Raw genomic sequence first — 25,524 nt, 5'->3', positions numbered from 1 at the left:
ATGAGTGACGAAAACCAAGAATGTCCCCAATGTGAAGCCGGCGCCCCCAAATGGATGGCCACGTTCGGCGACCTGATGAGTCTTTTGCTCTGCTTTTTCGTGTTGCTGTTGTCTTTTTCCGAAATCGACCGCCAAAAATACAAGCAGGTAGCCGGATCCATGGAGAAAGCCTTCGGGATGCAGCGCCAGAAAAATGTGTCCGACTCCCCTCGCCACGGATTAAAGATCATCGCCAAAGACTTCGACCAAGCGGCCATTGCGACACGGATCAAGCAGTTCATTGGTCGAGAAATGGAAGAGGAATTCGATGAGCTTTATAGCAAAATCGAAGATGATATTGAATTGGATGCGGATCAGGACCAATTGACCATCCGCCTGATGGGAGAAAGTACTTTTGACTCCGGCAAAGCGGATATCAAGCCCGAACTTCAACCCTTGATGCTGCGCATCGGACAAATCCTGGCCAAAGAAGCCACCTCGGGAGGGATAATCGTTGCCGGGCATACCGACAATGTGCCGGTGCGTGGCGGGCCATATCAAACCAACCTCAAGCTATCCATTGCCCGGGCGGCGACCGTTGCCCAATTCCTGCTGGATCACACGGCCATTGACCCCAAACGGGTATCAACGATGGGGTTTGGCGAATTTCGACCGATTGCGGATAATAGCAACGAAAGCGGAAGACGTAAAAATCGACGGGTTGAAATCATTGTGGGAACCCTTCCTGGCCGTGAAAAAATGGCGTTGGGTTCATCCTATTCAAAATGAACTTGGTATCATAAAAAGTCAACCAGGGTCGGCTGAACCACCTCAGAGGCCACTTTGAGAAGCATTTCGTAAGAGGTTTTTTGGAGTTGCAGATCAATGGCGGCTTCGGTCACATCGGCATCTTCGACTGTAGAGCGCATGTTTTCCACTGAAAGGCTGAATGCCTCCCAGTGTTCATCGGTTGTCTCCAGGCGGTTATAGGTTGCCGCAAGACCGGAACGAATCGTTTCCAATTGATCCCCAATACGATACAGCGGATTAACGGTATCGGCGATATCTGTATCGTTATCGGCAATTAGCGCAGTTTCCAGATCGTCCAATATGGTAAACAGGTTATCACCGCTTTCAATGAACATGTCACTGCCATCCGCGTTGATTGTGATCTGAATGCCGTCGCCGATCAGAGTGCGATGGTCCTCATCGCTGCCGGGCAGGGTATTATCATAGGCACCCGTCGTTTCATCAAATGGGGCCGTATCGGTCAGGTGACCATGAAAGATATAGTTGTTGCCTAATTTTGAATTGGCCAATCCCATGATTTGATCGCGCATGTTGGCAACCTGTTGAGCAAGGCCTGCCCGGTTGTCAGAATCCGGGTTTGATGCGATGGTTGTGGCTTCATCAACCAGATCATTGATTTGCCCCAGAACGGTTTCGGTATATTCAATGCGGGTCCGGGCGTCGGCAATATTCTGCTGGTATTGTTCGATACTGGACAGGGTCGTCCGATAGTTCAGCACCTTTTGCATGCCACTGGGGTCATCGGAAAGGTTGTTGATTCGTTTGCCGGTGGCGATCTTTGTCTGGGAATTCATCAACTGCAGGCTTTGCTTGTTCAGATTCGCCTTGATGTTTTCCGCCATAATTCTTGAGCTTATTCTCATCGGTATCTCCTAGACGATTGATCAAACCATGGCAATCAGGGAGTCAAGCATTTCATCCACCGTGGTCACCAGTTTCGCCGCTGCATTATAGGCACTTTGAAACTGCACCAGAGCGATCATTTCCTCATCCAGGGAAACGCCTGAAATTTCTTCACGATAAGTGGACAGCTGCAGCGACACCGCAGATTGATGATCGCTGTTGGTCTGTGCCAGAGCCACGCCACTGCCCACATCGCCTGCCAGTGCATTATAGAAATCATCAAACGTGGCCGTATTCGTACTCATTGTCAGGCTGGTCTGCAATGCGGCAATGTCAATGGCATTGCCGTTGCCTCCAGGAACCGCTTCAGTCGTCAGTGCCGCCGCGATCAAATTGGAATTATTAACAATATCCGTATTTACCGTGATATCTGAGGCATCCGTGCCGGTGAAATAGTCGACTCCGGTCGTTCCCTCAAGCGTATTGCCCGTGTTGTGTAATGAATTGATCTCGCTGATAAGCGTCCCGGCGAACTCATCCAAGCGATCTTTGTAATCGACAATGGTCTCATCCCTGGCTTTAATCCAACCTTTGAGCTTACCGGTGCTGATACCGTCAGTAATATTCTCTTCAGCCCCACTGCTGCTGATCCAGAATACATCCTGAAGACCATCGGTATTCTCATGGGTGGTCAGTTCCCATGAACTGGTCCGATCAACCAGGGTATTGCCATCGACTGAGGTAATCGTCAAATACCCGTCAGCATCTTCAAAACTGTTGATGTCAATCAGGCTGGAGAGCTCCTTCAGTTTCATATCTCTTGCATCACTGAATTCATTGGCGCTATGCCCTCCCGCTTCAATTTCAACGATTTTCAAGTTCAGCTCGGCAATTTCACTGGTTAGGGTGTTAATCTTATTCACTGCCGCCACAATGCTTTTATCACTGTCCGACTGGACCTCGGACAGCCCTTCCGACAGGTTGTTAAAAATCATTGTAAGGTTCTGGGTATCGCCAATCAGCGTCGCCCGCTCCGTATATCCCGACGGTGTATTGGAAAGCTCTTGCCACGAGTTCCAGAATTGCGCCAGCGCGTCGTTGAGTCCGTAACCCGATGTTTCGTCAAACATCAATTCTGCCTTTTGCAGTGTCTCCAGTTCAGCGTCCCACCGACCGGACAAGGATTCTGACTCGGCAAGCTGGGCGTTAACAAACTGATCATAGACACGCTGAATATACCGGTCGGCCTGAACACCGGTCCCCAGGGTGCCCCCTTCGTAGCGAACCGGTTCATTTTGCACCATGTTTAGCCGTTGCCGGGAATATCCTTCCGTGTTGACGTTGGCGATGTTGTTGGCCGTTACATCCAACGCCTTTTGTTGCGTCATAAGGGCCGTGCTGGCAACATTGAACATGCCATAAATGATGTTGGCCATAACCGTACTCTCCTTGTCCTAAACGGCTCAATCAAATCGAAGAAACGCGATTTTTCAGACACTGCGACAAAACACTTTGCCCCGATGGCCAGCATACCCCTGCATCTGTCGATCGCTCCCCGGCTTACTATAGACCGCCTGGGAATATACGAGTTCGTTGAGCATTTTCAGCGATCCATGAACAAGTTCCAGGGAATGGGTAAACAGCTTGGCATTGGCATTATTTTCTTGTTGAACAGTTTTGACCAGTGTCTTTAGGTCATCGCCCACTGTCTTCAATCGCAACGCATCAGGTCCGGTTAGGCTGGCACACAACCGCTTAATGGTAAGGGGACGATCCTGGATATCATACTGGCTGGCCAGTTGCTCAACCAGTTCCTGACGTCTGTTCTCTGCTTGTTTGAGCTGCTGAACAATCGCCTGCTTGTCTTGGCCGACATACAGCAGTTGATCTTTGCTCGACTTTGTTGCCGCATCCCGTTCCTGGACCAAGACGGCCTGCATGTTGCGGTAGTAGGTCATCTCATCGTTTAATGTTTCCAGTAGCTGGTTAAAAATTTCGGTCATACGACGTCCTTTCGTTCGCGTCAATCTTCCAACGCATCGATACGATTAAGGATAGCGTTATTTTCCACGGTCTCTCCGATCAGATGGGAGGCGGCTTTATCGTTCATGATCCTATAGGCGCCGGACTCAATACGACGTTTTAACTCAGCGACCTTTTCCGCTCGGATATCAGACATCTCGTTGATCTTTTTTACCATCTCGCTTATTTCATTGGCATTGGTGGATAATTCAACGGTATCCTTGTCGCGCGGGTTGTCTGGTTGCGAAGCAACGCTACCTTGCGCATCATCAAAAAAATGCGTTTGCGTTTGTGGAGCGAATAATGGGGCTTTACCGGTAATTTCCATCGACTGCTCTCCTATGGCACGCTGACCAGACGTTCCGTAAGACCGTTTTTTCAATCCCAACGGTTATATGACCGTGTCGGGTGCAGGCTTTTTCTATCATGATCGGTCCTTTTCAGTCCCACTTTAATATTCTCGGTCATTATCGCGCCAAGGGGTGATTCATTTATCAGATGCCACGTCTTTAAGCTGCTCGATAATCAATCGATGCAAACCAATGCCTCCGTTTTCAGCCATACTGTCGGCATATTTTTCATCAAGCATGGAGGTAAAGATATCTTGGGCCATAGATGTCGGCAATAGGCTGGATTCAGGTACCGTGGCTCGCATTTCACGAATCATGAAGTTCAGCAATAAGGACTCGAACTGACGACTGGCCTGCTCGAGGTCCGCCTTGTTTGTTTCCTCACGCCGCTGGTTCGCCTGGGCCTCGGATAGAGATCGATCGGTACCGGCGGCCTGCAGCTGAAACAGGGCGCTATCCATGCCAATTGATTTGATGTCTGACATCAGATCACCTCCAAATCCGCCTGAAGCGCACCGGCGGCCTTGATGGCCTGAAAAATGGCAATTAAATCACGGGGTGTAACGCCCAATGCATTCAGAGCATTGACGACTTCACCAATACTGACCCCTTTGGGCACCACGATCAACTGATTGCTATCCTCCTGGACATTGATTTGGGTGCTTGGCGTTGCCACGGTCTGCCCTTGGGAAAACGGCATGGGTTGAGAAACATTGACATTTTCACGAACAACGATGCTTAAATTGCCATGGGCGACAGCAATCGTGGAAATGCGCACATTCTCGCCCATCACCACAGTTCCGGTCCGCTCGTTGATCACCACCCGGGCCTTGGCATCAGGATTCACTTCAAGCTCACTGAGGCTGGCCAGTAAGGGGACGGTGTTGCCGATATATTGATCAGGAACCTTTATCTCGATCGTGCCGGGGTCCGCAGCGCGGGCCACAGGATCACCAAATTGGGCGTTGATCACATTGATCACTCTCGAGGCGGTAATGAAGTCCGGATTATGCAGGCTAAAGACCAGGGTCGAGCGATCTTTAAAGTTGTTTGCAACTTCCCGTTCAATGATGGCACCAGACAACACCCGCCCAACAGTGGGAAAATTTTTAGATATGGTCGAGGCCGCCCCACCCGCACCAAATCCACCAGTGTTTACCGGGCCTTGGGCAATCGCATAAATTTTCCCGTCAAGCCCTTTGAGCGGTGTCAGCATCAGTGTCCCCCCCTGAAGGTTGTCCGCATCCCCGATGGAGCTGACCAACACATCCAGCCGATTGCCCCGTTTGGCAAAAGGGGGCAGTGCTGCTGTAACCATCACGGCAGCCACGTTCTTGACCTGCATATCTTTTTTGCTGATGGTCACCCCCATTTTTTCAAGCATGGACGCCATGGATTGAAGGGTAAACGTAGCCTTTTTCCCGTCGCCAGTGCCGTCCAGGCCGACCACTAGACCGTAACCCACCAACTGGTTTTTACGCACCCCATTAATCTCGACGATATCCTTGAGCCGAACCGCATGGGCGCAATCCAGCCAGCCCAAGCAAGCCGACAAAAGAAAGCTGATGATCACGAAGCATTGTCTGTTCATAGTCTTATCAATAACTTTGGTTAAAATGGCCAAACCGCCATCATAATTTTGGTCAACCAACCCGGCTTTTGCCGATCATTAATGATACCGGTGCCGCTGTAGGAGATGCGCGCATCGGCCAGATAGGTTGACAAGACCTGGTTGTTGGCGTCGATATCCCTTGAACGGACGACGCCGCTGAGTTGAATGATCTGATTTTCATTGTTGATCAGCACTTCTCTGGAGCCCACCAGGACCATATTGCCGTTAGGCAGTATCTGGGTGACCAGAGCCGTGATATACGCATTCAGGTCACCAGAACGTTTTGTGGTCCCCGTCCCTTCGAACTCGCTTTCCAGCCCACCGGCGACCTTTGAAAAGGGATTGAAGAAGGGTTGATCGGCCGGAAAGCGTTTTTCGGCGTTGAAAAATGCATCCAGGCTGGCACTCATCGATGAACTGCGGTCGGTCCCGGTACTGGCCTTGTTGGTGGCCGTGGACGATTCCATGATCTTGATCGTCACAATATCGCCCACCTTACGTGCCTTTTGGTCGGAAAACAGGGTCAGCATTGGCGCATTCTCTTCCCACAGAGACCCTTCAGCCATATTTTCGGTCGGTTGTGCCGCCATTTGCTGGAAATCCGGTTTTTGGTCCGGATCATAGGCAAGCGGCTTGGATTGCACAGGACCTTTTAATCTGGATAATCCACCTGCGCAGCCTATCAAGCCAAGCATGGGGATCAGCATCACGACCAGTAGGATTTTTTTGGAGTATCTGATCTTGTCTTTTCTCTGAATCATAATGCACCTTCTTAAAGCTCGACGTCCTTAAAACTCGACTTCCACGGCACCGGGTCCGATGACCCGGGCAGTGATGACTCGGTTGGAATCCGTGTTGATCACATGCACCATCTCGCCTCTGGCACCTTTTTGTTTGACTTTTCCTGTGGCAGTAATGGTCATGGGGCCGGCATTTGCGACTATTTTTACAATATCTCCTCGTTTGACAAGCGCAGGCAGCGCATACATTCCCGTTTTTAAGATCGTACCAGGATAAATCATCTGCGTGGTTCGATTGCCCAGTGCATCTTCGATATTGCGGACCGTGTTGGATGGAAGGTCGCTCAGATCCGCACGCATCAAGGCCAGGTCCTGTCTTGTAATGCGCTGATGTTTGCCCAGGGGCCGCACGACGTTGACCACATCCGCCATGACGCAGATGTCGGCATTGACCCACGTTTTTTTGATCAGCTCGCCATCCACGAAAAGATGCAGGGCCAGCGTTGTGCGCCCCAGATAATCCTCATTTCGATTGGGAGTGATCCGGTGAGTCAGCGTTCCTGTGGGCAGTTTAATATCATCATTGAAACGAATATTGCGGATAGTCACCGCTTCCCGCTGCCATGGCATTTGCCGGCGAATCGCCTTTTCAACCGCAGGGATGATTGTATCTTGTGAAAGGGCCGCGGCTTTGCGGCTGATCTGGACATCCTGCGGCCCTACGAATTTCATGGCATCAGTCTGGAATCCAGCTTGTTTAAGGCGAATTCGGATATAATCCAGACTAAGAAAACGGGTTTGACCCGGTAGCGGCGATGTTGCCACCCGAACCGTTTCAATTGGCGCTGAAACCGCTTTGGGCACGCCGGATAGACTAGCCACATCGGCCAGCCGAACCACATCCTGATCGATGACAACCGCTTCTTTGAGCGTCAATTGGATCGGACTGGAAGCCAATGCGGTGACAGCGAAAAACAAAATGCCAAAGATGCTTAGCAAAAGTGCTGGCCTGGATTTGCGACTTGTGAGCTGATTCTTCATTGTCTACCGTCTCAGGTTGGTGGCGGTCTGAAGCATTTCATCCGAGGCCTGTATGGTTTTGCTATTGGTTTCATATGCCCTTTGGGCCACGATCATGTTCACCATTTCATCGACCACGCTGACATTGGAAAGCTCCAAATACCCCTGGGCAATGGTCCCCAACGCATCCTCGCCGGGTGTTCCGGTCGTGGCATCCCCGGAAGCGGTTGTCGGGATAAACAGATTACGGCCAATGCTTTGCAACCCCGCGGGATTGGTAAACTGGGCCAGCTCGATATTACCGATCTGGCTTGCCTCCGCCTCCCCGTAAAGCAGCACCGATACGGTACCGTCGCTTCCGATGGAAAGCGTTACCGCGTCTGCTGGAATGGTCAGCTCGGGCTCAAGGGGAAAACCATCGGAGGTGACCACCCGCCCCTCACTGTCCAATTTAAATGTTCCGGCCCGGGTATAGGCGATCTCCCCATTGGGCTGGATGATCTGGAAAAAACCGTCGCCTTCGATAGCCATGTCCAGTTCATTTTCCGTATTCTGGAAATCCCCTTGCGTGAAAATTTTCTGCGTCGCGGCAGGCCGGGTACCGTGCCCCACCTGAATGCCGGTGGGGACCTCGGTGTCAGCGGAAGAGGCAACCCCCGGAGACCTTATGGTCTGATAGAGCAGATCCTGAAAATCAGCCCGGCTTCGCTTGTATCCGGAAGTACTGACATTGGCCAGGTTATTGGAAATCACATCAATATTCATATTCTGGGCTTGCATTCCCGTAGCCGCAGACCACAAACTTCTAATCATGGTGTCCTCCTATAAAGCCGATAACGCATATGGATCTTGTCCTCTGGCCCGCTCCCAAAAAGCAGCCAGCTTAGTGTACCGATCAGCCGGTTTTCCCCACTGTATTGATGCTCGTTGATGTGGCCTCGTCCGCCGTTTGAATTACCTTCTGATAGGCCTCAAAAGCCCGCGATGTTTCGATCATTTCCGTCATCGCCTTGATGGGGTTGACATTTGCCGTTTCCAGATAACCTTGGCTTAGGGTCGTGTCCTCTGGTGGTTCACCCACAATCGTTTCATCCGTTTGCAGGAAACGGCCATTGCCCACTTTTTGCAATGTATTCGGATCTTCAAAATATGTTATTTGCAAGCGTCCGACCTCATCCCCGTCCACATAGATACCCCCTTGCAAATCAATCTCGACCTTTCCTTCCTCGATGGTTATTTCCCCGCCTTCACCCAGCACCGGGAAGCCATCGGGTGTGACCAACACGCTGTCTTCATTCAAACTGAAGCTGCCCTGACGGGTATACTGAACCCCATCGGGGGTTTGAACGGCAAAAAAGCCTTTCCCGTTGATGGCCACATCGAGCGGATTTCCGGTTTGGCGAAGCGCTCCCTGGCTGAAATCGATGCGCGTTTCAAATGGTGGCGCGTATGGGGTCAGGGGTTGAATTTCCCCGGTGGCCTGCGCTTCTACCGGTCCGGCAGTTTCCTCGGCCACTCTGAAAATTGTCTGTTCACCCTTATATCCGTTGGTGTTGATGTTGGCGATGTTATTGGCCAGTACTTCCAAGCGCATTTGCTGTACCATGGCACCGGCCGCGGCGAGATACATACCACCACTCATGGGTCTGACTCCTCGATCGTTAGTTTTATTGCAACATTTGATCACAATTTAATGCAATACATATGCCAGCAAAGATATATCATCCACAACAATTTTTCTTCAATAAATACAATGTTTTATATTTCTCTTCAGCATCAACTAAAAAAGGCCGGTAGGCAATATCTGCCTTTCCGGCCTTTTTTTCCAGTTTACCAATACTTGTTGAACTCGTAAAAAGTCGCCGTTCGGACGGATTCGTAAAAAGCCCGAGATCAAGGCTTGCGAATCCTGAGGAATGAGGCGTACTTTTCGTACTCCGCAGTGACGAAGGATACGCGTAACGCCGATATCGGACTTTTTACGAATCCGTCACTTGACGGCGAAACCGTCAGGCGGCATCGAGACGAACAACAAGTGAAACCTCCGCCTCGGACATATTCAATTGATCCGCAATGGTCTCAATGGGTGTCCCTTCCTGGGCCAAGCACAGCACCTGATCATAGGCACGGTGCTGAGGCGCTGAAAGGATTGGCGCCGTTTCACGATGAGCGTCAATTTCTTCGGGCATCGACGGTTTTCTGACGACCACGCCCAACTTTTGTCGTTCTTGCTCGATGGTTTTGGCCAATGCGGCCAACATGGAATCCGTTTTCTGGTTCATGAGAAACATCAGGGCACGGTGCGCGTTGTCCTGCATCGTTGCGGCAGGCATCGGCGCATCGGTGATATGTTGAGATTGAATATGAAAAACCTGTTTTATGTGATTGACACTTCTGATGACAAAAATCCCTAAAAGCAGAGCTGAAATAGTGGCAAAGGCACCGCCCCAAATCGCATAACTGGCATCCAATAACATAGCAACCGCTCCTTTTTTATCAATCCCTTGTTATCAATCTTCAAGCATTCCGTCGCGGCGCATTTTGCCACGCAGATGGATAATGGCCTGGGCATGAATTTGGGAAACCCGGGACTCGGTGATATTCAATACCTGACCGATCTCCTTCATGGTCATCTCTTCGGAATAGTAAAGCGAGATCACCAGTTTTTCTTTTTCCGGTAACAGATCGATGTTTTTGGCGATGGTGGCTTTGAGTTCTTTCATCGCGGTGAGAGACAGGGCGTCATCCGCATCGCCACTGGACAGTGAACTGGGAACGGAAGAACTGTCACTGCGTGAAGTATAACCCAGTTCCTCAAAACTGACAAAAGAGATGCTGGACATGCGCTTGACCTTGTAGAACTGTTCCAGATCCATGTTCATCTCCTTGGCGACTTCCTCATCGCTGACTTCCCGTCCCAGTTTCTGTTCCAGCTTGAGGTAAGCCTTTTCCAAATCCCGAATCTTCCTGCGGGTCGTCCGCCCTAAAAAATCCCTTGAACGAAGCTCGCTGAGCACAGCCCCTTTGATCCGAAACACCGCATAGGTGATAAATTTGTTATCCCGCGTTGGATCGTACCGCTCAATGGCTTGGATCAATCCAATGACCCCCACATTCACCAAGTCGTCCACCTCAATCGTGGCCGGCAGGTGTACGGCAATACGATTGACGATGCGTTTCACATAAGGAAGATACTCACTGATGATCTGATTTCTTAAAAGATGGCTGTCTTTGCCAAAATGTTCTTGCCGCGTTTGTGCCAAAGTCATAGTCATCTCCATGAGTTGGAATTCTTCCTGGCGTTTATCCATCCATCCGCCGGTTTTCGTTGCCAAAGGGCGGCTGGGCGTAAGGCCGTTCTGGCCGTTTCCATGGTATCCAATCGATCGTTAATCCTTTTCGCATCCATTTGCTAAACGATATCCTGCCAGATAAGCGGTCTGTTTTCAGACCGCTGGACCATGGGTTGGGTCCGGATGAGTTTATGCGATAGTTGAAAAAAGTCGCGACTGGCCTGGGACATGGGAGCGATTTGACTGACGACTTTTTGTTTCCGGACGCCGGATTTCACTTTTGAATCGGCAAGAATGCTGCCAAAATAATCGATTGATACATCCAAAAAGCGATTGGCGACAAGACACAATTGCCGACTGACCTCATCGGCTTCCCGCTCATTTTTTGCCTGATTGACCAACAAACGGAAATGCTTTTCCTGATACTTCACCGAAAGGATTTTCATTAACGCATAGGCATCAGTTATCGAGGTCGGCTCTGGGGTGACGACCACCATGATCTCATTGGCCGACGCATTAAAATAAAGTACGTTGGAAGAAATCCCCGCCGCTGTATCGATCAGCACGATATCGTAGTCCGACAGCAGCACATGAAGTTCGTTAAACAGTTTAATTTTCTGGGGATGCGTAAGCTTGGTGAGTTCCTGTATGCCCGATGAGGCCGGCAGAATCTTCAATTGTCCTGGACCGCTGACAATAATGTCGGATAGTTTTTTCTGGCCTTCGATTACATGGGAAAGATTGTACTGGGGAGTAAGACCCAACAGTACGTCCAGATTTCCCAACCCCAGATCAGCATCGAAAATCAGTACCCGTTTCCCGGCTTTGCAAAGTGTATATCCCATATTGGCGACGATGTTGGTTTTTCCCACGCCCCCCTTACCGCTGGTGATGGCGATCACTCTGGCCTGTGGCTGATGGGCTTTATCGTTGCTTGACATCGAATGTCTCTGTCTTCTTTTTTGGTTCAAGTTGATAATCCGGCTATTGTTCTCGAATTTTGTCATTGCCCGCTATTCTCCCACATTAGATCGCACTCATGCGCCGATGTGCGATGACACTCGGCACCGCGTTTTTAATCATCTCGTTGTTGCAGCATGCCCGGCATGGTTTAAAACCTTGTTCCAATGCTTGCTCAATACTGCTAAAGGAGGTTATGTTCTCGGCATTGATGCGCTTTACGGATTTGCAATCCGGATGATGAAACAATTCTGAATTTCGATTGGCAACAAAGTGTATTTTTTCCCTATTATAGTCCGTGTTTGCTTTTTCTCCAACCGAAGATATTTTTTTATTGGGAAAATCCGTAACCTGTTTTTGTTTCGGTGGAATCGGCCGACAAAAACGCTGGAGCCCATCGGCAACGGATTCCTTCAGGTGGTCAAGAAGATCGACGCCGTCAGTGTAAAACGCCGATGGCAATCCATGAGCCTTGATCAGTTCCAATATGCTATCATCCACACCATACTCATCCATATGCGTGAAGAACAAGTGGTCGACACCCATGGGCTGAAATGTCTTCACCAGGTGATCCAGAACCGAATGGCGGACGGTGGCATTGACGACCAGATGCGTTTCATCGGGAATGGTTGTCTCGAGCAGGCGGGCAATCTTATCAATCATCGCCGTGTCTGCCCCGCTCGCCCCTGGCGTATCGATTAAAATGACATCCACATTTGCCTGGTCATTCAAAACGCCCAGCAGTTGATCGCTATCGCGAGCAACCGCAAACGGCAGGTTCATAATCTGCGATACGGTTTGCAGTAAGCCATTGGCACCGATACTAAAACGATCAAGACTGACCAACGCCACGCGTTTTTTTTCAATCATGCAGCAATGCCGGGCCAACTTGGCAATCGCCGTACTTTTCCCTGTACCCGGTGCCCCCACCAAGGCGATGATCTTGCGCTTTGAACAATGCCGGTAGAAAGGCAAAGCCGTCATCTTTCCCGCATCTTCATCCTGTGACCGTTTGCTGCTTACCGGCTGCTGCGATGTGACATGGGTAAAGGCCTTATCGGGTTGTCGGGTGTGCCAACAATCCGTGGTTCTATCTTCTGACAACGCAGGTTGCGGCGGATAATCGGGCATCTCAGCGGGTGTGGCGGATGCGGTCAAAGGAGCAAATGGGGAAGGCTTGGATGAGAGCGACACGCGATCATTTTCCGTTTCCGTATCGAGTTGTTCGGACAACTGCCTGGAAAAATCACTTTCCGCCCCTGCATCGTCCATATGATAATCCGTCGCTGCGGTAATCTCCACACATTTTTTTTTAAATGCGCCGAAAATTCCTCCCGGCCTGGCTTCCTTGGCGGACAGGATCACGGCATCATCCCCAAACTCGCGTTTGACCATACGAAGGGCTTCTGTCATATCCTCAGCTTCAAAACGCTTAATCTGCATCCGAGGCCTCCACGGTTCCAACTATTTTTATTTTGGCACTGCTGACAATCTCATCATATGACAGCACGATCAATCCTGGCACAAATCTGTCGGCCAGCTTCTTGAAATGGCTGCGTATTTGGGCAGAACAAACCAGCAACGGCTGAACACCCAAAGAATGATAATCTTCCATTCGGACGCCAAGATCGTCCATGATTGACTTGGCAAATACGGGATCGACGGCCAAAAACACGCCTTGATCGGTTTTCTGAAGTGATTCCGATAATTTTTTCTCGACCTGTTGGTTCAGTGTGAGAACATGCAGCATGCCATTGTCATCCTGGTACAAGTTGGTAATGGTTCTGGCAAGCGCCTGCCGCACATATTCGATCAACACATCTACCTTTTTAATGCTGGGTGCCCAATCCGCCAACGCTTCCATAATCGTCAGCAGATCACGCACCGGTACCTGTTCGCGCAGCAGATTCTGGATCACCTTCACCACACTGCCAAGGGACATGAGGTTGGGAATCAGTTCTTCTACCACTTTAGGATGACTGACTTTGAGGGTGTCCAACATTTTCTGGACTTCCTGACGTCCCACCAGTTCGTGTGCGTGGCGCCGAATCACATCCGACAGGTGCGTTGTCATGATTGTTGCCAGATCGACCACCGTATAACCTTTTGCATTGGCATCTTCACGAGCTGCCGGTTTGATCCAATAGGCCTCCAGACCATAGGTCGGCTCGCGAGTGGCAATACCGCTGATCTTGGCATCGGTATTGCCGGGATTCATAGCCAGAAGATGATTGATCATCAAATCTCCACGGGCCACTTCGATGCCTTTGAGTAGAATCGAATACGCACCGGGTTTAAGCTTCATATTGTCCTGAATATGGATGGACGGTACGACAATCCCGACTTCTTGGGCGATTTGACGCCGAATTGATTTGATGCGTTCAAGCAGTTCCCCATCTTGCTCCACATCAACCAGCGGTATCAATCCATACCCTACCTCAAGGGCCAGCACATCTACAGGCGGCAGTGGTTTGAAGGTTTCCGGCGGCTTCTCTTGCGCTTTCATTTGCTCCTGCAGTGCCATCTCCTGTTTTTCCTCCTGTTTGGCGCGCTCCGTCTGAAAAACCAAGTAGGCAATGCCACCGGTGGTAACGGACAGAATCCAAAAGGGGATGGTAGGCAGCCCGGGAACCAGCCCAAATCCGAAAAGAACCACCGATGCGACAACGAACGCCCGGGGTTGAACCAACAACTGGCTCCCAATTTCGAATCCCAGATTGCTTTCCGCGCCGGCGCGGCTGACAATGATCCCCGCTGCGGTAGAAATAATCAGCGCAGGAATCTGGCTGACCAATCCGTCACCAACAGTAAGCAGGGTATAGGTTTGGGCAGCATCGGCGAAACCCATTCCCTTCTGGAATACACCGATAGCCAAACCGGCCAGGATGTTGACCAGGGTGATGATGATGCCGGCAATTGCATCACCACGGACAAATTTGTTGGCACCGTCCATTGCGCCGTAATATTCGGCTTCTCGACTGATTTGCAGGCGCCTGTCCCTTGCCTGGGCTTCATCGATCAATCCTGCATTTAAATCTGCATCAATGCTCATCTGCTTGCCTGGCATGGCATCCAGGGTAAACCGTGCAGCAACCTCGGCAATTCTACCGGCCCCTTTTGTGATCACCATAAAGTTGATCACCACCAGAATGATGAACACGATGACTCCCACCAGGTAATTTCCGCCGACGACAAAACTGCCAAAAGCCATAATCACCTTACCGGCAGCATGGGTGCCTTCGTTGCCGTGCAAAAGGATGAGCCGCGTGGAGGCAACGTTCAATGAAAGGCGAAACAACGTGACCATCAGCAAAATTGAAGGAAAGGAGGACAGATCCAGCGGCTTTAGAATATACATGCCCACAAGCAGGATGATCAGAGCAAAGGTGATGTTAAATGAAAGCAGAATATCAAGAAGCATTGATGGAAGGGGAATCATCATGACCATGAGAATACACATGGCCGCAAATCCCATCAGAATATCAGTATTGCTGGTTACAAAGGCGAAGCGGTTGAGATGCTGTTTCCGTTCGGCAAGTTCCATAATCGTGACTAAAGCTCCTTGATTCCAGATTAATTGAAATCAAAAAATAGCACATTCCATGCCTATTGACACAAACCAATCAATACTTCATCAGGCAGGTATAGAATAATTTGATAATATTGTATTTTTCAGTTTTCTTTTTTTCAGCTGGAACCTTCTGGGGGCCACGTCTTTCATGAAACCAAGACAGCGCTGGCGGCAAGCGTCAAATAATTGTCCTGTAGATGGATAATCGGCATTCAAAAGGCAAAAAGGCAGGCGTATGCTATGCACAAACCGCTATGGGCGATTAAGAAAGGAATCAACCGGTAGCCATGCCTTTCAACCGGTAGACATAAGCAAGAATCTCGGCCACGGCCCGATACAGCTCAGCAGGAATGAAGTCACCGATTTCTGTGGATTTGAACATGGCTCTGGCTAGGGGTTTGTTTTCCACTTGGGGGACATCGTTTTCAGCGGCAATAGCTTTTATTTTTTGGGCCACATACCCCGCCCCCTTGGCAATTACCTGGGGCGCGTGCATACCGTCTTCATATTTGATTGCAATGGCCAGATGGGTGGGGTTGGTAATCACAACCGTGGCTTCAGGGACCGCCTCCATCATCCGACGTCTGGCCATTTCCCGTTGCACGCTACGAATTCTGGCCTTGACCGCCGGGTCCCCTTCACTTTGCTTGTGCTCATCCTTGACCTCCTGCTTGGTCATCTTGAGGTCATGGTGGTGTTGCCATTTGCTGTAGGAAAAATCGACGATGGCCATCAAAAAAAGGATCATGCATGTATACAGGCATAATTGAAAAGAGACCTGACCAATAAAACTAATAATTCCGCCAACGCTCAATTGCATGAGACCGGGAATGTGATCCAGATAGCGGCGGATGACAAGATACGAAACCATTCCGATGATGATTAGTTTGATAATGGATTTGGCCAGTTCCACCAAGGAACGCAGTGAAAACAACTTTTTGATTCCACTAATGGGATTGAGTTTGGCCAGATTCGGAGTCAATTTTTCGCCGGTAATCAAAAAGCCGAATTGAGCCACGTTGCCGACAACACCGAGGGTCATGACCACCAGCATCAGCGGAATCAAAATCACCACACTTTTCGTGAATAGGTCCCAAAACAACGTGTGCATGGTTTCGGGGGCCACATCAAGGGTGCCGGCACCTTGATAGATCCCGCGCATGATTGCAGTCAACCGATCAAGCATCCAGGACCCGCCGAAAAAAAGAACGCCCATGCCTCCGGAAAGGATCAACACCGACGGGACCTCCCTACTTTGGGGCACATTGCCTTTATTACGGGCATCGGCAAGCTTTTTTCCCGTTGGCTGTTCAGTTTTGTCCTGACTCGAGTCACTTGCCATGGATCACCGTAAGGCCATTAATTGGATTAATTCAAATAGGCTGAACCGATATGCAGAAAACATATCGATCAGATAAGCGGTCAAGAAAGGGCCGGTAATGATCATGAATACCAGCCCCAGAACAATCTTCAACGGCATGGCGACAACAAAAATATGCATCTGGGGTACTGTCCGGGCCACCAGCCCCAAAGCAATGGTGGTCACCAAAAGCACTGCAATCAGCGGGGCGCCGATCTTGATGGCCAGCACAAACATATTACCTGCCGATTGCATCATCATCTCTACCAACTGTGCCGAAAGTACAATGGACAGGGGCGGAATGATGCGATAGCTTTCCACCAAGGCGGAAAAGAACATATGATGGGCATTGATTGTTAAGAATATCAACATGGCCGTTAGATTGTATATTTGGGCCAGAATTGGTATCTGGGCCATTGTTGACGGGTCCATGACGTTGGCTACGGCAAATCCCATCTGATATCCGGCAATCTGTCCAGCCATCTGGATACCGGTAAACAGTAGCTTTATCGAAAGCCCAATGGTCACACCAATGATGATCTCAGAGGCCACCCCCATGACGAACACCGTAAGACTCAGATCGCTTACCGTCACCACCGTGTCGACCACCGGTAATAGCAAAATACTCACGGCAAATGCCAGGCCCGCTTTGAACACGATGGGAATTGTTTCCGAATCCAACACCGGCGTACTGAAAATGATGGCGGCCACTCTTAAAAAAATCAGTAGCACGCCGTAAAATTCATCAAGCGGGATGTTGAGTGTCGCCATCATTGTTCATAGCCGTCATGCGCAGGACCCTTTGCAATCACGTTCAACGGATGTATGTGGGCAGTTCGATTATCAGGTTTTGGGTAAAGCCAATGATCACTTTCATCATCCAGGGGAAAAAAAATAACAATGCCAGGGCCACCCCCAACATTTTGGGCACAAACACCATTGTCATTTCATTGATCTGGGTGGCGGCCTGAAACATGCTGACCAGGACACCGGTAATCAGCCCAACGGCCAGCATGGGGGCCGACAAGAAAATGGCGGTTTTGATGGCCTGAAGAAAAAAACCGGTAACAAATTCAGGGGTCATAGCATTACCCTCCTTTAAGCAAAACTTTTTACCAGGGACCCGACGATCAGATGCCACCCATCGGCAAGCACAAAAATCATCAGTTTAAACGGCAGTGATACCATCACCGGCGGCAGCATCATCATGCCCATGGACAGCAGCACACTGGCCACGACCATGTCGATGATTAAAAACGGGACATAAAGCATAAAGCCAATCTGAAAAGCCGTTTTTAACTCGCTGATGATAAACGATGGGATCAGTACTGTTGTAGGGACCTCACTGATATTGGCCGGTCGCGGCATTTTGGCCACATTGACCAGCAGCGCCAGGTCCTTTTCGCGGGTTTGTGAAATCATAAATTTTCGAATCGGTCCGATGGCCTTTTCCAATGCCTGTTCCTGGTCGATCTTTTTGGCAATGAACGGTTGCAAGGCATCCTGATTCACCTGCTGCCAAACCGGTGTCATCACGTAAAAGGTAAGGAAAAGGGACAGCCCGATCACAATCTGGTTAGGGGGCAGTTGGTTTGTTCCCATGGCCTGCCGAAGTAATGAGAAGACAATGGCGATACGGGTGAAAGAAGTCAACATGATCAGAATCGACGGGGCCAGGGAAAGGACCGTCATTAGCAGGAACAATTGCATGACCATGGCCACCTTGCCTTGGTCGGCTGTTTGATCCAATCCGATACTGATTAGTGGTGCTGCAGACTGTCCCCATGCGCTGCCCGCCAGCAAAAGTGCCCCCATCACCCCAACTGCCATGCACAAGGGTCGGGTCAATAGCCACATCCGGGTTTTCACGTTGCCGGTTTTTATACGCATGGCCGCGGGTCTCACGATGCATCCTTACCTTTACGCTTGCGGCCGATGCTTTTGAGTCGGTTACTCAAAAGCGGTCCGAATGCGTTTGCAGACTTATCCGTCGACGGCGTTTCAATCATCGTTTCGTCAAGGGTGTCCAAAAGATTGATGCGATCAGCAGACAATCCAACCACCAGTACTTTTCCAGGCACCTGGACCAATGCGATGCTTTTCTTCACCCCCATATAATGATTTTCCAGCACTTGAATGCGCTTGCCGCCAGTAACGCCAATGCGCTGACTGGCCATTTTTCGCAGGCCATAAAGCAAAACGAGAATCATCGCCAACACCATCCCCAATGCGGCGATCATCTTCAGCCCTGTCGTGATCATATCAGGCGCGGCATTCATCCCAGTTTCTCCACTCTTTCCATGGGGCTGATGACCTCGGTAAGCCGTATGCCGTATTTTTTATTGACCACAACGACGTCACCTTTTGCAATCAACCGGTTGTTGGCAAGTATTTCCAGCGTATCCCCGGCCTCCTTGGTCAATTCGATGATTGAGCCTTGTCCTAGCTTGAGCAGGTCATTGATCAGCATTTTGGTGCGTCCCAATTCGATGGTTATCTCAAGCGGAATATCTAACAGAAGGTCCAGGTTTTCACTTTCATTCTTTCCTGCCTTGCCACTTTTTGCGCTGCCTGCTTGCTGCGTTGGGGTCAGTTCCGTTGCGGTTTGATTATTGTCAGCCATCGCTTATCCTTTTCCCCGATCCGGATCGATCACTTCATTGATTTGAACGGCCTTACTGCCTTTCACAACACCGGGCATCCCTAAATATTTCGGGACCCGTTCAATGTTTACGATTACATGATTCTGCGGGCCGGTGTTGAGCCGAATAATGTCACCCGCTTCAAAATTGAGGATCTCCTCAACGGAGTAGATCGTCTTCCCCAATTCGGCGACAATGTTAACCTCGGTTCGACCAAGCAATTTGCGGATTTCATCTCCGAATGAACTGGCCCGGTCTTTTTCGCGCAGATAAGTTGAACTGAGTTGATCTTTAATGGGCTCAAGCATGAGATACGGAAGGCACAAATGAATGTTCCCGGAGAACGACTCCGTGCTGATTTCAAAAACCACAATAATCAATTGATCACTGGGGTTGACCAGATAAACGAACTCGGGCTTGGTCTCAATTTTGCGCAGAGCCGGCCGAAGTGTGAAGGCGACATCCCACGCGGTTTCCAGGTCCTTGATAACGGCAATGGCCAGTTTTTGCAGCATGCGCCGTTCGATCAGGGTAAACTCACGGATTTTTTCCATGGGTTTGCCATCCCCGCCAAACATGCAATCAATCAAGGAGAACACCAAATTGGGTTCAAAGGCCAGAAGTGATGATCCAATCAAAGGCTCCATGCTAACAATGATAAAACCTGTCGGATTGGAAAAGGCTTTGATGAACTCACCAAATTTTACGGTTTCGCGAGATACAATTTTAACCGAAATCGCTCTTTGGAAAAGGCTGGTCAAGGATGCCTGGAGTAGGTTGATAAATTTATCGTAGACCTCTTCGAGCGCATCGAACTGGCCGCGCTCCATAATGTTTTGGGCGGTAAGGTCATAGGAACGGACTTCGACAGCAGCCTCCTGCTTTTCTTCGGCAACGTCGATTTCGCCACTATCCATCGCCGAAAGCAGCGCATCAATTTCCTCCTGGGATAGTATCTGGTCTGCCATAATCCGTTCCTATTGAACGACAAATTCGGTAAAATAAATATTATTCACCTGCCCTTTGGTCATTAGGCCGTTGATTTTCTCCATCACTTCGGTGCGCAAAGCGATTTTCCCTTCTGTGGTACTGACATCGTCGTAATTCTTGGTGGGCAGGATCATCAAAATGGCATCACGGATTTGGGGAAGTCGACTTTCAATGGTCGCCTGCGCCTCTGCATCACTGAGTTCCAGTGCCATTGTCACGCGAAGATATCGTTTTCCGCCGTGATCGGCCAGATTCACGATCATGGTATCCAGCGTATACAGTGGACCAATGACATTCTCTTCCTCTTCAATGGGGATTTCCCCGGTGTTCGGCGGCGTCTGGGAAATTTGCGAAATTTTGTTCCAAAGAATAAAAAAACCTGCGCCGACCACCCCCATGAATAAAAGGATAACCGTAATGATGATGATCACTACTGTTTTTGACATCCATCAACCTCCGCCAAATCTTAATATACATCTCAACGGTTTAAACAACCATACGTTATGGCAATACACTATAGCATGTTGCATGCCATTGTCAGCCACTGATATCAATTGATAATCCAAGCGCATATACTTTAGGGGTGTCTTGGGTGATATTGGCTAAAATTATCGTTTTAAAGGGTTGAAAAATTGTTTTCGATTTGATTGATGTGCGTTTTCAGGTGTCAATTATTGGGTAACAGTCAAGCAGTTGACAGCTGAAAACGAACGTGCCGGAAAAGTTAGACCAGAAGGAAGGCGTGGGAAAAAGGGCGAGTCAGCCAGCGAGCCCTCATTGTGATTGAAGACCGCCGGCTGCCCGAAACGATGTTTAGGTCAATTGAATTACCGTTTGATATTGATCAGTTCCTGGAGGATTTCATCACTGGTGGTAATCACCTTGGAGTTGGCCTGGTAAGCCCGCTGGGTGGTGATCATTTCCACGAATTCTCCAGCCAAATCAACATTGGACATTTCCAGTGTACTGGGTGCAATGGACCCCAAACTGGCTGTATTCGGAGCACTGACCAACGCTTGTCCAGAAGCCAGGGAGGATGCGTATAAATTGCTGCCCATCTTGGCCAACCCGGAGTAACTGGCAAAGTCGGCCAAGGCAATTTGAGCGAATGGAATCATGGACCCATTGGAATAAATACCTGTAAAATATCCATCCTCATCCACACTCACCGATTGGAGGCTTCCGGAGGGATACCCATCCTGTGTCTGGGCCGTTTTGGTAGACTCCGAACTATACCCAGTAATGCTGCCATCACTCGCATTGCTGGCATCCAGCATAGTCCAGGTGATGTCTAAGGTATCAGCGCCGTTGGGGAAAGTGTCGACACTAATCGTCGGGTTGGTCGCAGGAGCGGTCAGGCCCCCATCCGCATCAAAAGAGATTGAGCCGGAACTTGTAGAACTGCCCACAGAAGGGGTGACGGCCCAGTCCCACTCTGTATTGGCCAGATCGTAGGTGAAAACGAAATCCAAAATAACCTCGGAGCCCAATGAGTCATAGGTGGTAATGGAACTGGTAAAGGTATCAGCATCCTCTGCATCGGCGTCGAGGTTGATGCCAAATGTGATGTTTTCGGTGGCATTGGGCGCGCTGGTTCCGTTGGGCAGTGAAATATTTTCGATATTTCCAACGGTTCCATCTGTAGCGATGGTATAGCCCTGCGCAATGAAGCCATCGGGAGTCACCAAGTTTCCCTCGTTGTTCCATTCGAATTGGCCAGCCCGGGTATAATAGGGGATGGATGTGCTTGGATCGTTAACAACAAATAGCCCGGTGCCATTGACGGATAGGTCGGTTGCACTGCTCGTGTTTTCAAGCGACCCCGTTTCCCACTGTGAATTCACGCCGTTGAGGGTCACGCCACGACCGATTTCCAAGCCCGTGCGCGTTAAGGTCGAACTGAAAATATTGGCAAAGGACACCTTGGAGGATTTGAAACCGGTGGTATCCACATTGGCAATGTTATCGCCGATCACCGCCATGGCACTGGTGTTTGCTTTTAGACCTGAAATTCCTGAGTAGAGTGAACCGATCATGTTTATTCTCCTTTAGAATAGAATGATTTTTTTCTAAATCTATGATTCATTATTATCGGTGTTGAGATCTTCGACGCGAATCAGTGAGGCAATGGAGACTTCCTGGTCACCGATCAGCAGCATGGTTTCGCCGCTTTGATAGTCAACACCGGTTACCTGCCCCGTGATATAAGACGTTGAGGAGACACTGTTCCCATCGCCATCAACAGCCATAACAGAAAACGTATATCTGCCGTCTTCCACAGCGGCACCATACTGGTCGGTGGCGTCCCAGGCGATGGTATGCATGCCGGCATCCAGGCTTCCAGCTTCGATGTCGGTCACATATTCCCCATAGGCATCGTAAATCTGGATATATACGGTTTGGGCAGGAGCATCCAAGGCAACGGATAAGGAATCGGATGCGCCATTTGATACGGAAATCGTGTCCCCCGCGGCCGTAACCGTTTGACCGATAAAGTTTGAAGCTTGAATATTGTTGGCTGTGGATTGATAAACCTCGAAACTGGCCAATGCGTCATTAATATTTTGAAGTTGTTCAAGTGAGCTGAACTGTGCCAATTGGGCCGTGAACTCGGTACTGTCCGAAGGATTCAATGGGTCCTGGTTTTTCAACTGTGTGATCAGCAAGGTCAAAAAATCATCTTTACCCATCACCGCTTCAGTCGTACTGGTGGTTGTGTTGGCCTGACTGTAGACTTCGGAAACGCTCATGACTGTCATATGCTTTTACCTCTTTATTGAATGACATTGGTCATCTTACGGACGAAATTTGGATTTCAAGCAAAATAGTTGACCCCATCTCCGGATGAATCGGCTTCTTTTTCATCGCTTTGGTGCTGGGAGGCTGTCTCCTGGCGAGTACCACTTTGTCTTTTACCGCTTCCATCAGGATTGTTTTTAAACATCTGGAAAAATTGTCCACGGCCATCTTGTGAATCATTGTTCGCACTGATCATCACTTCGATTTTACCAACGGTTAGGCCTTGTTTGTCCAGTTCCGCTTTTAGATGGTGGATTTGACTCTCGATGATCTCCTTGGTTTCTGATTTTTCGGCAATCATCTGCACCACCAATTGGTTTTTTTCGGAAACAATATTCATTCGGACTTCACCCAATGAATCAGGTTTCAACTGGATCCGCATTTCTGAACGATCATTTACCGATCGAAGTGTCGCCTTTTCCACAATTTGATTCATCACCGTTTTCTGAAAAGCCGTATCACCAGATGCTGGCATGGGAATGGTAGTAGATTTACCCGCCCCACCAGTGGAAGCTTTACTGTCGATGATGGGATCCGCAGGCAGTGCAGCGTTGAAAGATTCATTTTTAACGACGTCACGATCAAGGCCGTTCGATACGGCCACCCTGGAAACCTCATTGTCAACTGCTTGTGGTTGCGGTGCATCTTTTAAGGATTGTTTGTCATTGGCAAAAAGGCGCTGATCCAACACTTGCTGGGAGGACGCCGCCTGGGGCTGTCCGGTAGTAGTTGAAACAGGGGGGACTCCTTTTCCCGTTTCTTTTTTATGCCCCACCCATTCCAGTGGGTGGCGGGGATCCGTGTCATTCTCAAAAGTTGAATGATTCGCATCTTGCCGGGCTTGCGGATTCTCATTTTGAGCCATCAAGGCCTGAGCCAAGGATTTAGCCCGATTGTTATTGCCATCGGTTATGTCGGTTTTTGCCTGGACGGATGAATCGCTCAATGTCTCTGCCAAGAAATTGCTACGGCTTGACGCCTTTTCAATAACAAGTTGGGATGCCATTTTTTTGGTCGCCATGGCACTGGCGATGGAATTGGCGACATCATCTTTCCCCCACCCATCTGCTAAGCCACCATTTGCCAATCGATTATCTGCCATTTGACCATCTGTTAAACCACCGTTTGCCAATCGATTATCTGCCAAGTGATTATCTGTCATCTGGGTCATTCTATCGACTACATTGGCCAGTTTGGCAGCAATGTTTTCGCTTGTCGAAGCATTGCTCGAGATACCCATTTCAGGCGTATCCGTTGGTATTGGCACCGGACGGGTGACATCGTTGGCGACTTTCTCAAATGCGTTCTCTTGTCCCGCCGAATGAAGTGTTTGCCGGATGGCCGTTTGAAGCAGTGCGCGTGTTTTTTGGAGATCGTTTAGCGTATCATCACTGATGGCCATCTCAGATCTGGTAATCGACGTTTCCAAGGCCAACATGTTATTATGCAGCAGGGGCATCAGGCGGGTTAGATTTTCCGTATTTTCGCCAGATAAATCTTGGACCGTAACGTCCATTCCAGCCAGCTGCGCATTGATCTGCACCAGCAAATCAGCGATTGTGCCGTCAGCATCTGAATCGTTTTCCGGGTTGGTCATTGATTCCAATTCACCAATTTCTTTTTGCCCCAACATTTCCAAGAGAAAAAGAATAGGAGAAAGGTCATTGGATGGTTCCTGACCAGATTGACTGAATCCATTGAGCTCATCGCTTACACCCTGCCCGGAGTCAGTCTGACCAAGAATTTGTTGTACGGCCTGAATAAAAGACGTTGTCTCGTTGTCGGTAGCCAATTCCCCGGAAGATTGCCCGTATACATTGAAATTTGCCTTGTCGGGCATTCCGCTTCTTTTGGAAATGATTGACTCACCCGAACAAAAAGATTGCATAAATGCGCCGATATCCATTATTCATCTTCTCCGTTACCGCTCATGCTTGAGCGGACAAACTGGTTGACGGCAATCTCATCGATAAAGGCCCGTTCCGTTTTCAAAAGGTCCTTATGGTATCGATCCAGACCTTGCTCTTTCAGTTTTTCCAAAATCTGGCGTTTCTTCATTGCTTCAAGCAACGCTTCTTTTTTAACAGCTTCCTCTTTTTGGACGTCATCAATAACTTGGCGCTGCCTAATAATTTTTTGGGAGAGATTCTTTAGATACGCATGATAGGCTACCACACCATCACTTGCCAGGCCTTGTGCTTGTTCTTGTTCGAGTGCGTGAGCAGTGTTCATCTCTTTTTGCATTAGCAATTCCAGTTTCTCTTGATTCTCGATGACCCGTTGCCTTATTTCAGCCAACTCTTTTTTGATGTTGTCTTCGATCATTTTCCGATGATCTAAAACCGATTGTAATTTAAATGTGAACATTTCTGCCCTTTATACGTTCCCTAAACCAGATGTCAGCTTGGCTGAAATCATCTATTGACAGATTATCAAAAGCAAACTTAATGCCAACTTTTAATACTATTTTAATCATTTGTTTTTACAATATTTTCATTCAATTATTCGACCTGATTTTTTTCTATTTTCATCG

At 49.3% G+C, this 25,524-nt stretch carries 28 protein-coding genes; 1 reads left to right on the top strand and 27 read right to left on the bottom strand.

From position 1 onward, the window contains the following. Positions 1 to 768 (top strand): flagellar motor protein MotB, encoded by a 768-nt coding sequence (locus Dvar_RS20020; protein WP_419663732.1) that lies wholly within the window; start codon positions 1 to 3, stop codon positions 766 to 768. 8 nt (positions 769 to 776) lie between these two features. On the opposite strand, the gene flgL is transcribed toward Dvar_RS20020, so the two are convergent. The 27 genes from flgL to fliJ all read right to left on the bottom strand — a co-directional run bounded on the left by flgL (position 777) and on the right by fliJ (position 25,358). Further along, positions 777 to 1,652, bottom strand: a complete 876-nt coding sequence (gene flgL / locus Dvar_RS20015) for a flagellar hook-associated protein FlgL (protein WP_419663731.1) — start codon at positions 1,650 to 1,652, stop codon at positions 777 to 779. A gap of 21 nt (positions 1,653 to 1,673) precedes the next feature. Continuing rightward, positions 1,674 to 3,068, bottom strand: a complete 1,395-nt coding sequence (gene flgK / locus Dvar_RS20010) for a flagellar hook-associated protein FlgK (protein ID WP_419663730.1) — start codon at positions 3,066 to 3,068, stop codon at positions 1,674 to 1,676. Between the two features lie 54 nt (positions 3,069 to 3,122). Continuing rightward, positions 3,123 to 3,635 (bottom strand): flagellar protein FlgN, encoded by a 513-nt coding sequence (locus Dvar_RS20005; protein WP_419663729.1) that lies wholly within the window; start codon positions 3,633 to 3,635, stop codon positions 3,123 to 3,125. Positions 3,636 to 3,655: 20 nt separating this feature from the next. Beyond that, the gene (flgM, locus tag Dvar_RS20000) at positions 3,656 to 3,982 is read right to left on the bottom strand and encodes a flagellar biosynthesis anti-sigma factor FlgM (RefSeq protein ID WP_419663728.1); all 327 of its coding nucleotides are present in this window, start codon (positions 3,980 to 3,982) and stop codon (positions 3,656 to 3,658) included. 159 nt (positions 3,983 to 4,141) lie between these two features. Next, positions 4,142 to 4,489, bottom strand: a complete 348-nt coding sequence (locus Dvar_RS19995) for a rod-binding protein (RefSeq protein ID WP_419663727.1) — start codon at positions 4,487 to 4,489, stop codon at positions 4,142 to 4,144. After that, positions 4,489 to 5,595: a flagellar basal body P-ring protein FlgI gene (locus tag Dvar_RS19990; protein ID WP_419663726.1), complete on the bottom strand. Its 1,107-nt coding sequence runs from the start codon at positions 5,593 to 5,595 to the stop codon at positions 4,489 to 4,491. The genes Dvar_RS19995 and Dvar_RS19990 overlap by 1 nt, the downstream gene beginning before the upstream one ends. Positions 5,596 to 5,615: 20 nt before the next feature. Beyond that, on the bottom strand, positions 5,616 to 6,377 hold the full coding sequence (locus Dvar_RS19985) for a flagellar basal body L-ring protein FlgH (protein ID WP_419663725.1): 762 nt from the start codon (positions 6,375 to 6,377) through the stop codon (positions 5,616 to 5,618). A 27-nt stretch (positions 6,378 to 6,404) separates the two neighbouring features. Further along, a complete protein-coding gene (flgA, locus tag Dvar_RS19980; RefSeq protein WP_419663724.1) occupies positions 6,405 to 7,397 on the bottom strand; it encodes a flagellar basal body P-ring formation chaperone FlgA in 993 nt (330 codons plus the stop codon). A 3-nt stretch (positions 7,398 to 7,400) separates the two neighbouring features. Continuing rightward, positions 7,401 to 8,189, bottom strand: a complete 789-nt coding sequence (flgG, locus tag Dvar_RS19975) for a flagellar basal-body rod protein FlgG (RefSeq protein ID WP_419663723.1) — start codon at positions 8,187 to 8,189, stop codon at positions 7,401 to 7,403. Between the two features lie 82 nt (positions 8,190 to 8,271). After that, positions 8,272 to 9,018, bottom strand: a complete 747-nt coding sequence (gene flgF, locus Dvar_RS19970; RefSeq protein ID WP_419663722.1) for a flagellar basal-body rod protein FlgF — start codon at positions 9,016 to 9,018, stop codon at positions 8,272 to 8,274. Between the two features lie 367 nt (positions 9,019 to 9,385). Then, entirely contained in the window at positions 9,386 to 9,853 is a 468-nt protein-coding gene (locus Dvar_RS19965; RefSeq protein WP_419663721.1) for a hypothetical protein, read from the bottom strand. A gap of 33 nt (positions 9,854 to 9,886) precedes the next feature. Beyond that, the gene (locus Dvar_RS19960; protein WP_419663720.1) at positions 9,887 to 10,645 is read right to left on the bottom strand and encodes a FliA/WhiG family RNA polymerase sigma factor; all 759 of its coding nucleotides are present in this window, start codon (positions 10,643 to 10,645) and stop codon (positions 9,887 to 9,889) included. A 143-nt stretch (positions 10,646 to 10,788) separates the two neighbouring features. Then, a complete protein-coding gene (locus Dvar_RS19955; RefSeq protein WP_419663719.1) occupies positions 10,789 to 11,610 on the bottom strand; it encodes a MinD/ParA family protein in 822 nt (273 codons plus the stop codon). A gap of 85 nt (positions 11,611 to 11,695) precedes the next feature. After that, complete coding sequence (locus Dvar_RS19950; protein ID WP_419663718.1) at positions 11,696 to 13,072, bottom strand: Ada metal-binding domain-containing protein; 1,377 nt, start codon at positions 13,070 to 13,072, stop codon at positions 11,696 to 11,698. After that, positions 13,062 to 15,173, bottom strand: coding sequence for a flagellar biosynthesis protein FlhA (gene flhA, locus Dvar_RS19945; protein WP_419663717.1), 2,112 nt, complete (start codon positions 15,171 to 15,173; stop codon positions 13,062 to 13,064). Before flhA ends, Dvar_RS19950 begins: the two co-directional genes overlap by 11 nt. A 301-nt stretch (positions 15,174 to 15,474) precedes the next feature. Then, positions 15,475 to 16,542 (bottom strand): flagellar biosynthesis protein FlhB, encoded by a 1,068-nt coding sequence (flhB, locus tag Dvar_RS19940; protein WP_419663716.1) that lies wholly within the window; start codon positions 16,540 to 16,542, stop codon positions 15,475 to 15,477. A 3-nt stretch (positions 16,543 to 16,545) separates the two neighbouring features. Further along, the gene (gene fliR, locus Dvar_RS19935; protein ID WP_419663715.1) at positions 16,546 to 17,334 is read right to left on the bottom strand and encodes a flagellar biosynthetic protein FliR; all 789 of its coding nucleotides are present in this window, start codon (positions 17,332 to 17,334) and stop codon (positions 16,546 to 16,548) included. A 40-nt stretch (positions 17,335 to 17,374) separates the two neighbouring features. Then, entirely contained in the window at positions 17,375 to 17,644 is a 270-nt protein-coding gene (locus tag Dvar_RS19930; RefSeq protein ID WP_419663714.1) for a flagellar biosynthetic protein FliQ, read from the bottom strand. A gap of 14 nt (positions 17,645 to 17,658) precedes the next feature. Next, positions 17,659 to 18,465, bottom strand: coding sequence for a flagellar type III secretion system pore protein FliP (fliP, locus tag Dvar_RS19925; RefSeq protein WP_419663713.1), 807 nt, complete (start codon positions 18,463 to 18,465; stop codon positions 17,659 to 17,661). Next, positions 18,462 to 18,839 carry a flagellar biosynthetic protein FliO gene (fliO, locus tag Dvar_RS19920; protein WP_419663712.1) on the bottom strand — a complete coding sequence of 126 codons (378 nt, stop codon included), beginning with the start codon at positions 18,837 to 18,839 and terminating at the stop codon, positions 18,462 to 18,464. The genes fliP and fliO overlap by 4 nt, the downstream gene beginning before the upstream one ends. Then, on the bottom strand, positions 18,836 to 19,183 hold the full coding sequence (gene fliN / locus Dvar_RS19915) for a flagellar motor switch protein FliN (RefSeq protein ID WP_419663711.1): 348 nt from the start codon (positions 19,181 to 19,183) through the stop codon (positions 18,836 to 18,838). Before fliN ends, fliO begins: the two co-directional genes overlap by 4 nt. 3 nt (positions 19,184 to 19,186) lie before the next feature. Continuing rightward, complete coding sequence (fliM, locus tag Dvar_RS19910; protein WP_419663710.1) at positions 19,187 to 20,170, bottom strand: flagellar motor switch protein FliM; 984 nt, start codon at positions 20,168 to 20,170, stop codon at positions 19,187 to 19,189. 9 nt (positions 20,171 to 20,179) lie between these two features. Beyond that, the gene (locus Dvar_RS19905) at positions 20,180 to 20,638 is read right to left on the bottom strand and encodes a flagellar basal body-associated FliL family protein (RefSeq protein ID WP_419663709.1); all 459 of its coding nucleotides are present in this window, start codon (positions 20,636 to 20,638) and stop codon (positions 20,180 to 20,182) included. A gap of 381 nt (positions 20,639 to 21,019) precedes the next feature. Next, positions 21,020 to 22,228 carry a flagellar hook protein FlgE gene (locus tag Dvar_RS19900; protein ID WP_419663708.1) on the bottom strand — a complete coding sequence of 403 codons (1,209 nt, stop codon included), beginning with the start codon at positions 22,226 to 22,228 and terminating at the stop codon, positions 21,020 to 21,022. A gap of 39 nt (positions 22,229 to 22,267) precedes the next feature. After that, positions 22,268 to 22,951 carry a flagellar hook assembly protein FlgD gene (locus Dvar_RS19895; protein ID WP_419663707.1) on the bottom strand — a complete coding sequence of 228 codons (684 nt, stop codon included), beginning with the start codon at positions 22,949 to 22,951 and terminating at the stop codon, positions 22,268 to 22,270. A gap of 56 nt (positions 22,952 to 23,007) precedes the next feature. Beyond that, a complete protein-coding gene (locus Dvar_RS19890; protein ID WP_419663706.1) occupies positions 23,008 to 24,897 on the bottom strand; it encodes a flagellar hook-length control protein FliK in 1,890 nt (629 codons plus the stop codon). Beyond that, on the bottom strand, positions 24,897 to 25,358 hold the full coding sequence (fliJ, locus tag Dvar_RS19885; RefSeq protein WP_419663705.1) for a flagellar export protein FliJ: 462 nt from the start codon (positions 25,356 to 25,358) through the stop codon (positions 24,897 to 24,899). Before fliJ ends, Dvar_RS19890 begins: the two co-directional genes overlap by 1 nt. Positions 25,359 to 25,524 lie beyond the last annotated feature (166 nt).

Source organism: Desulfosarcina variabilis str. Montpellier, from assembly GCF_048565275.1.
Lineage (GTDB): Bacteria > Desulfobacterota > Desulfobacteria > Desulfobacterales > Desulfosarcinaceae > Desulfosarcina > Desulfosarcina variabilis.
Note: the sequence above shows the minus strand (reverse complement) of the source record. Positions and strands in the feature narration are given on the sequence as shown.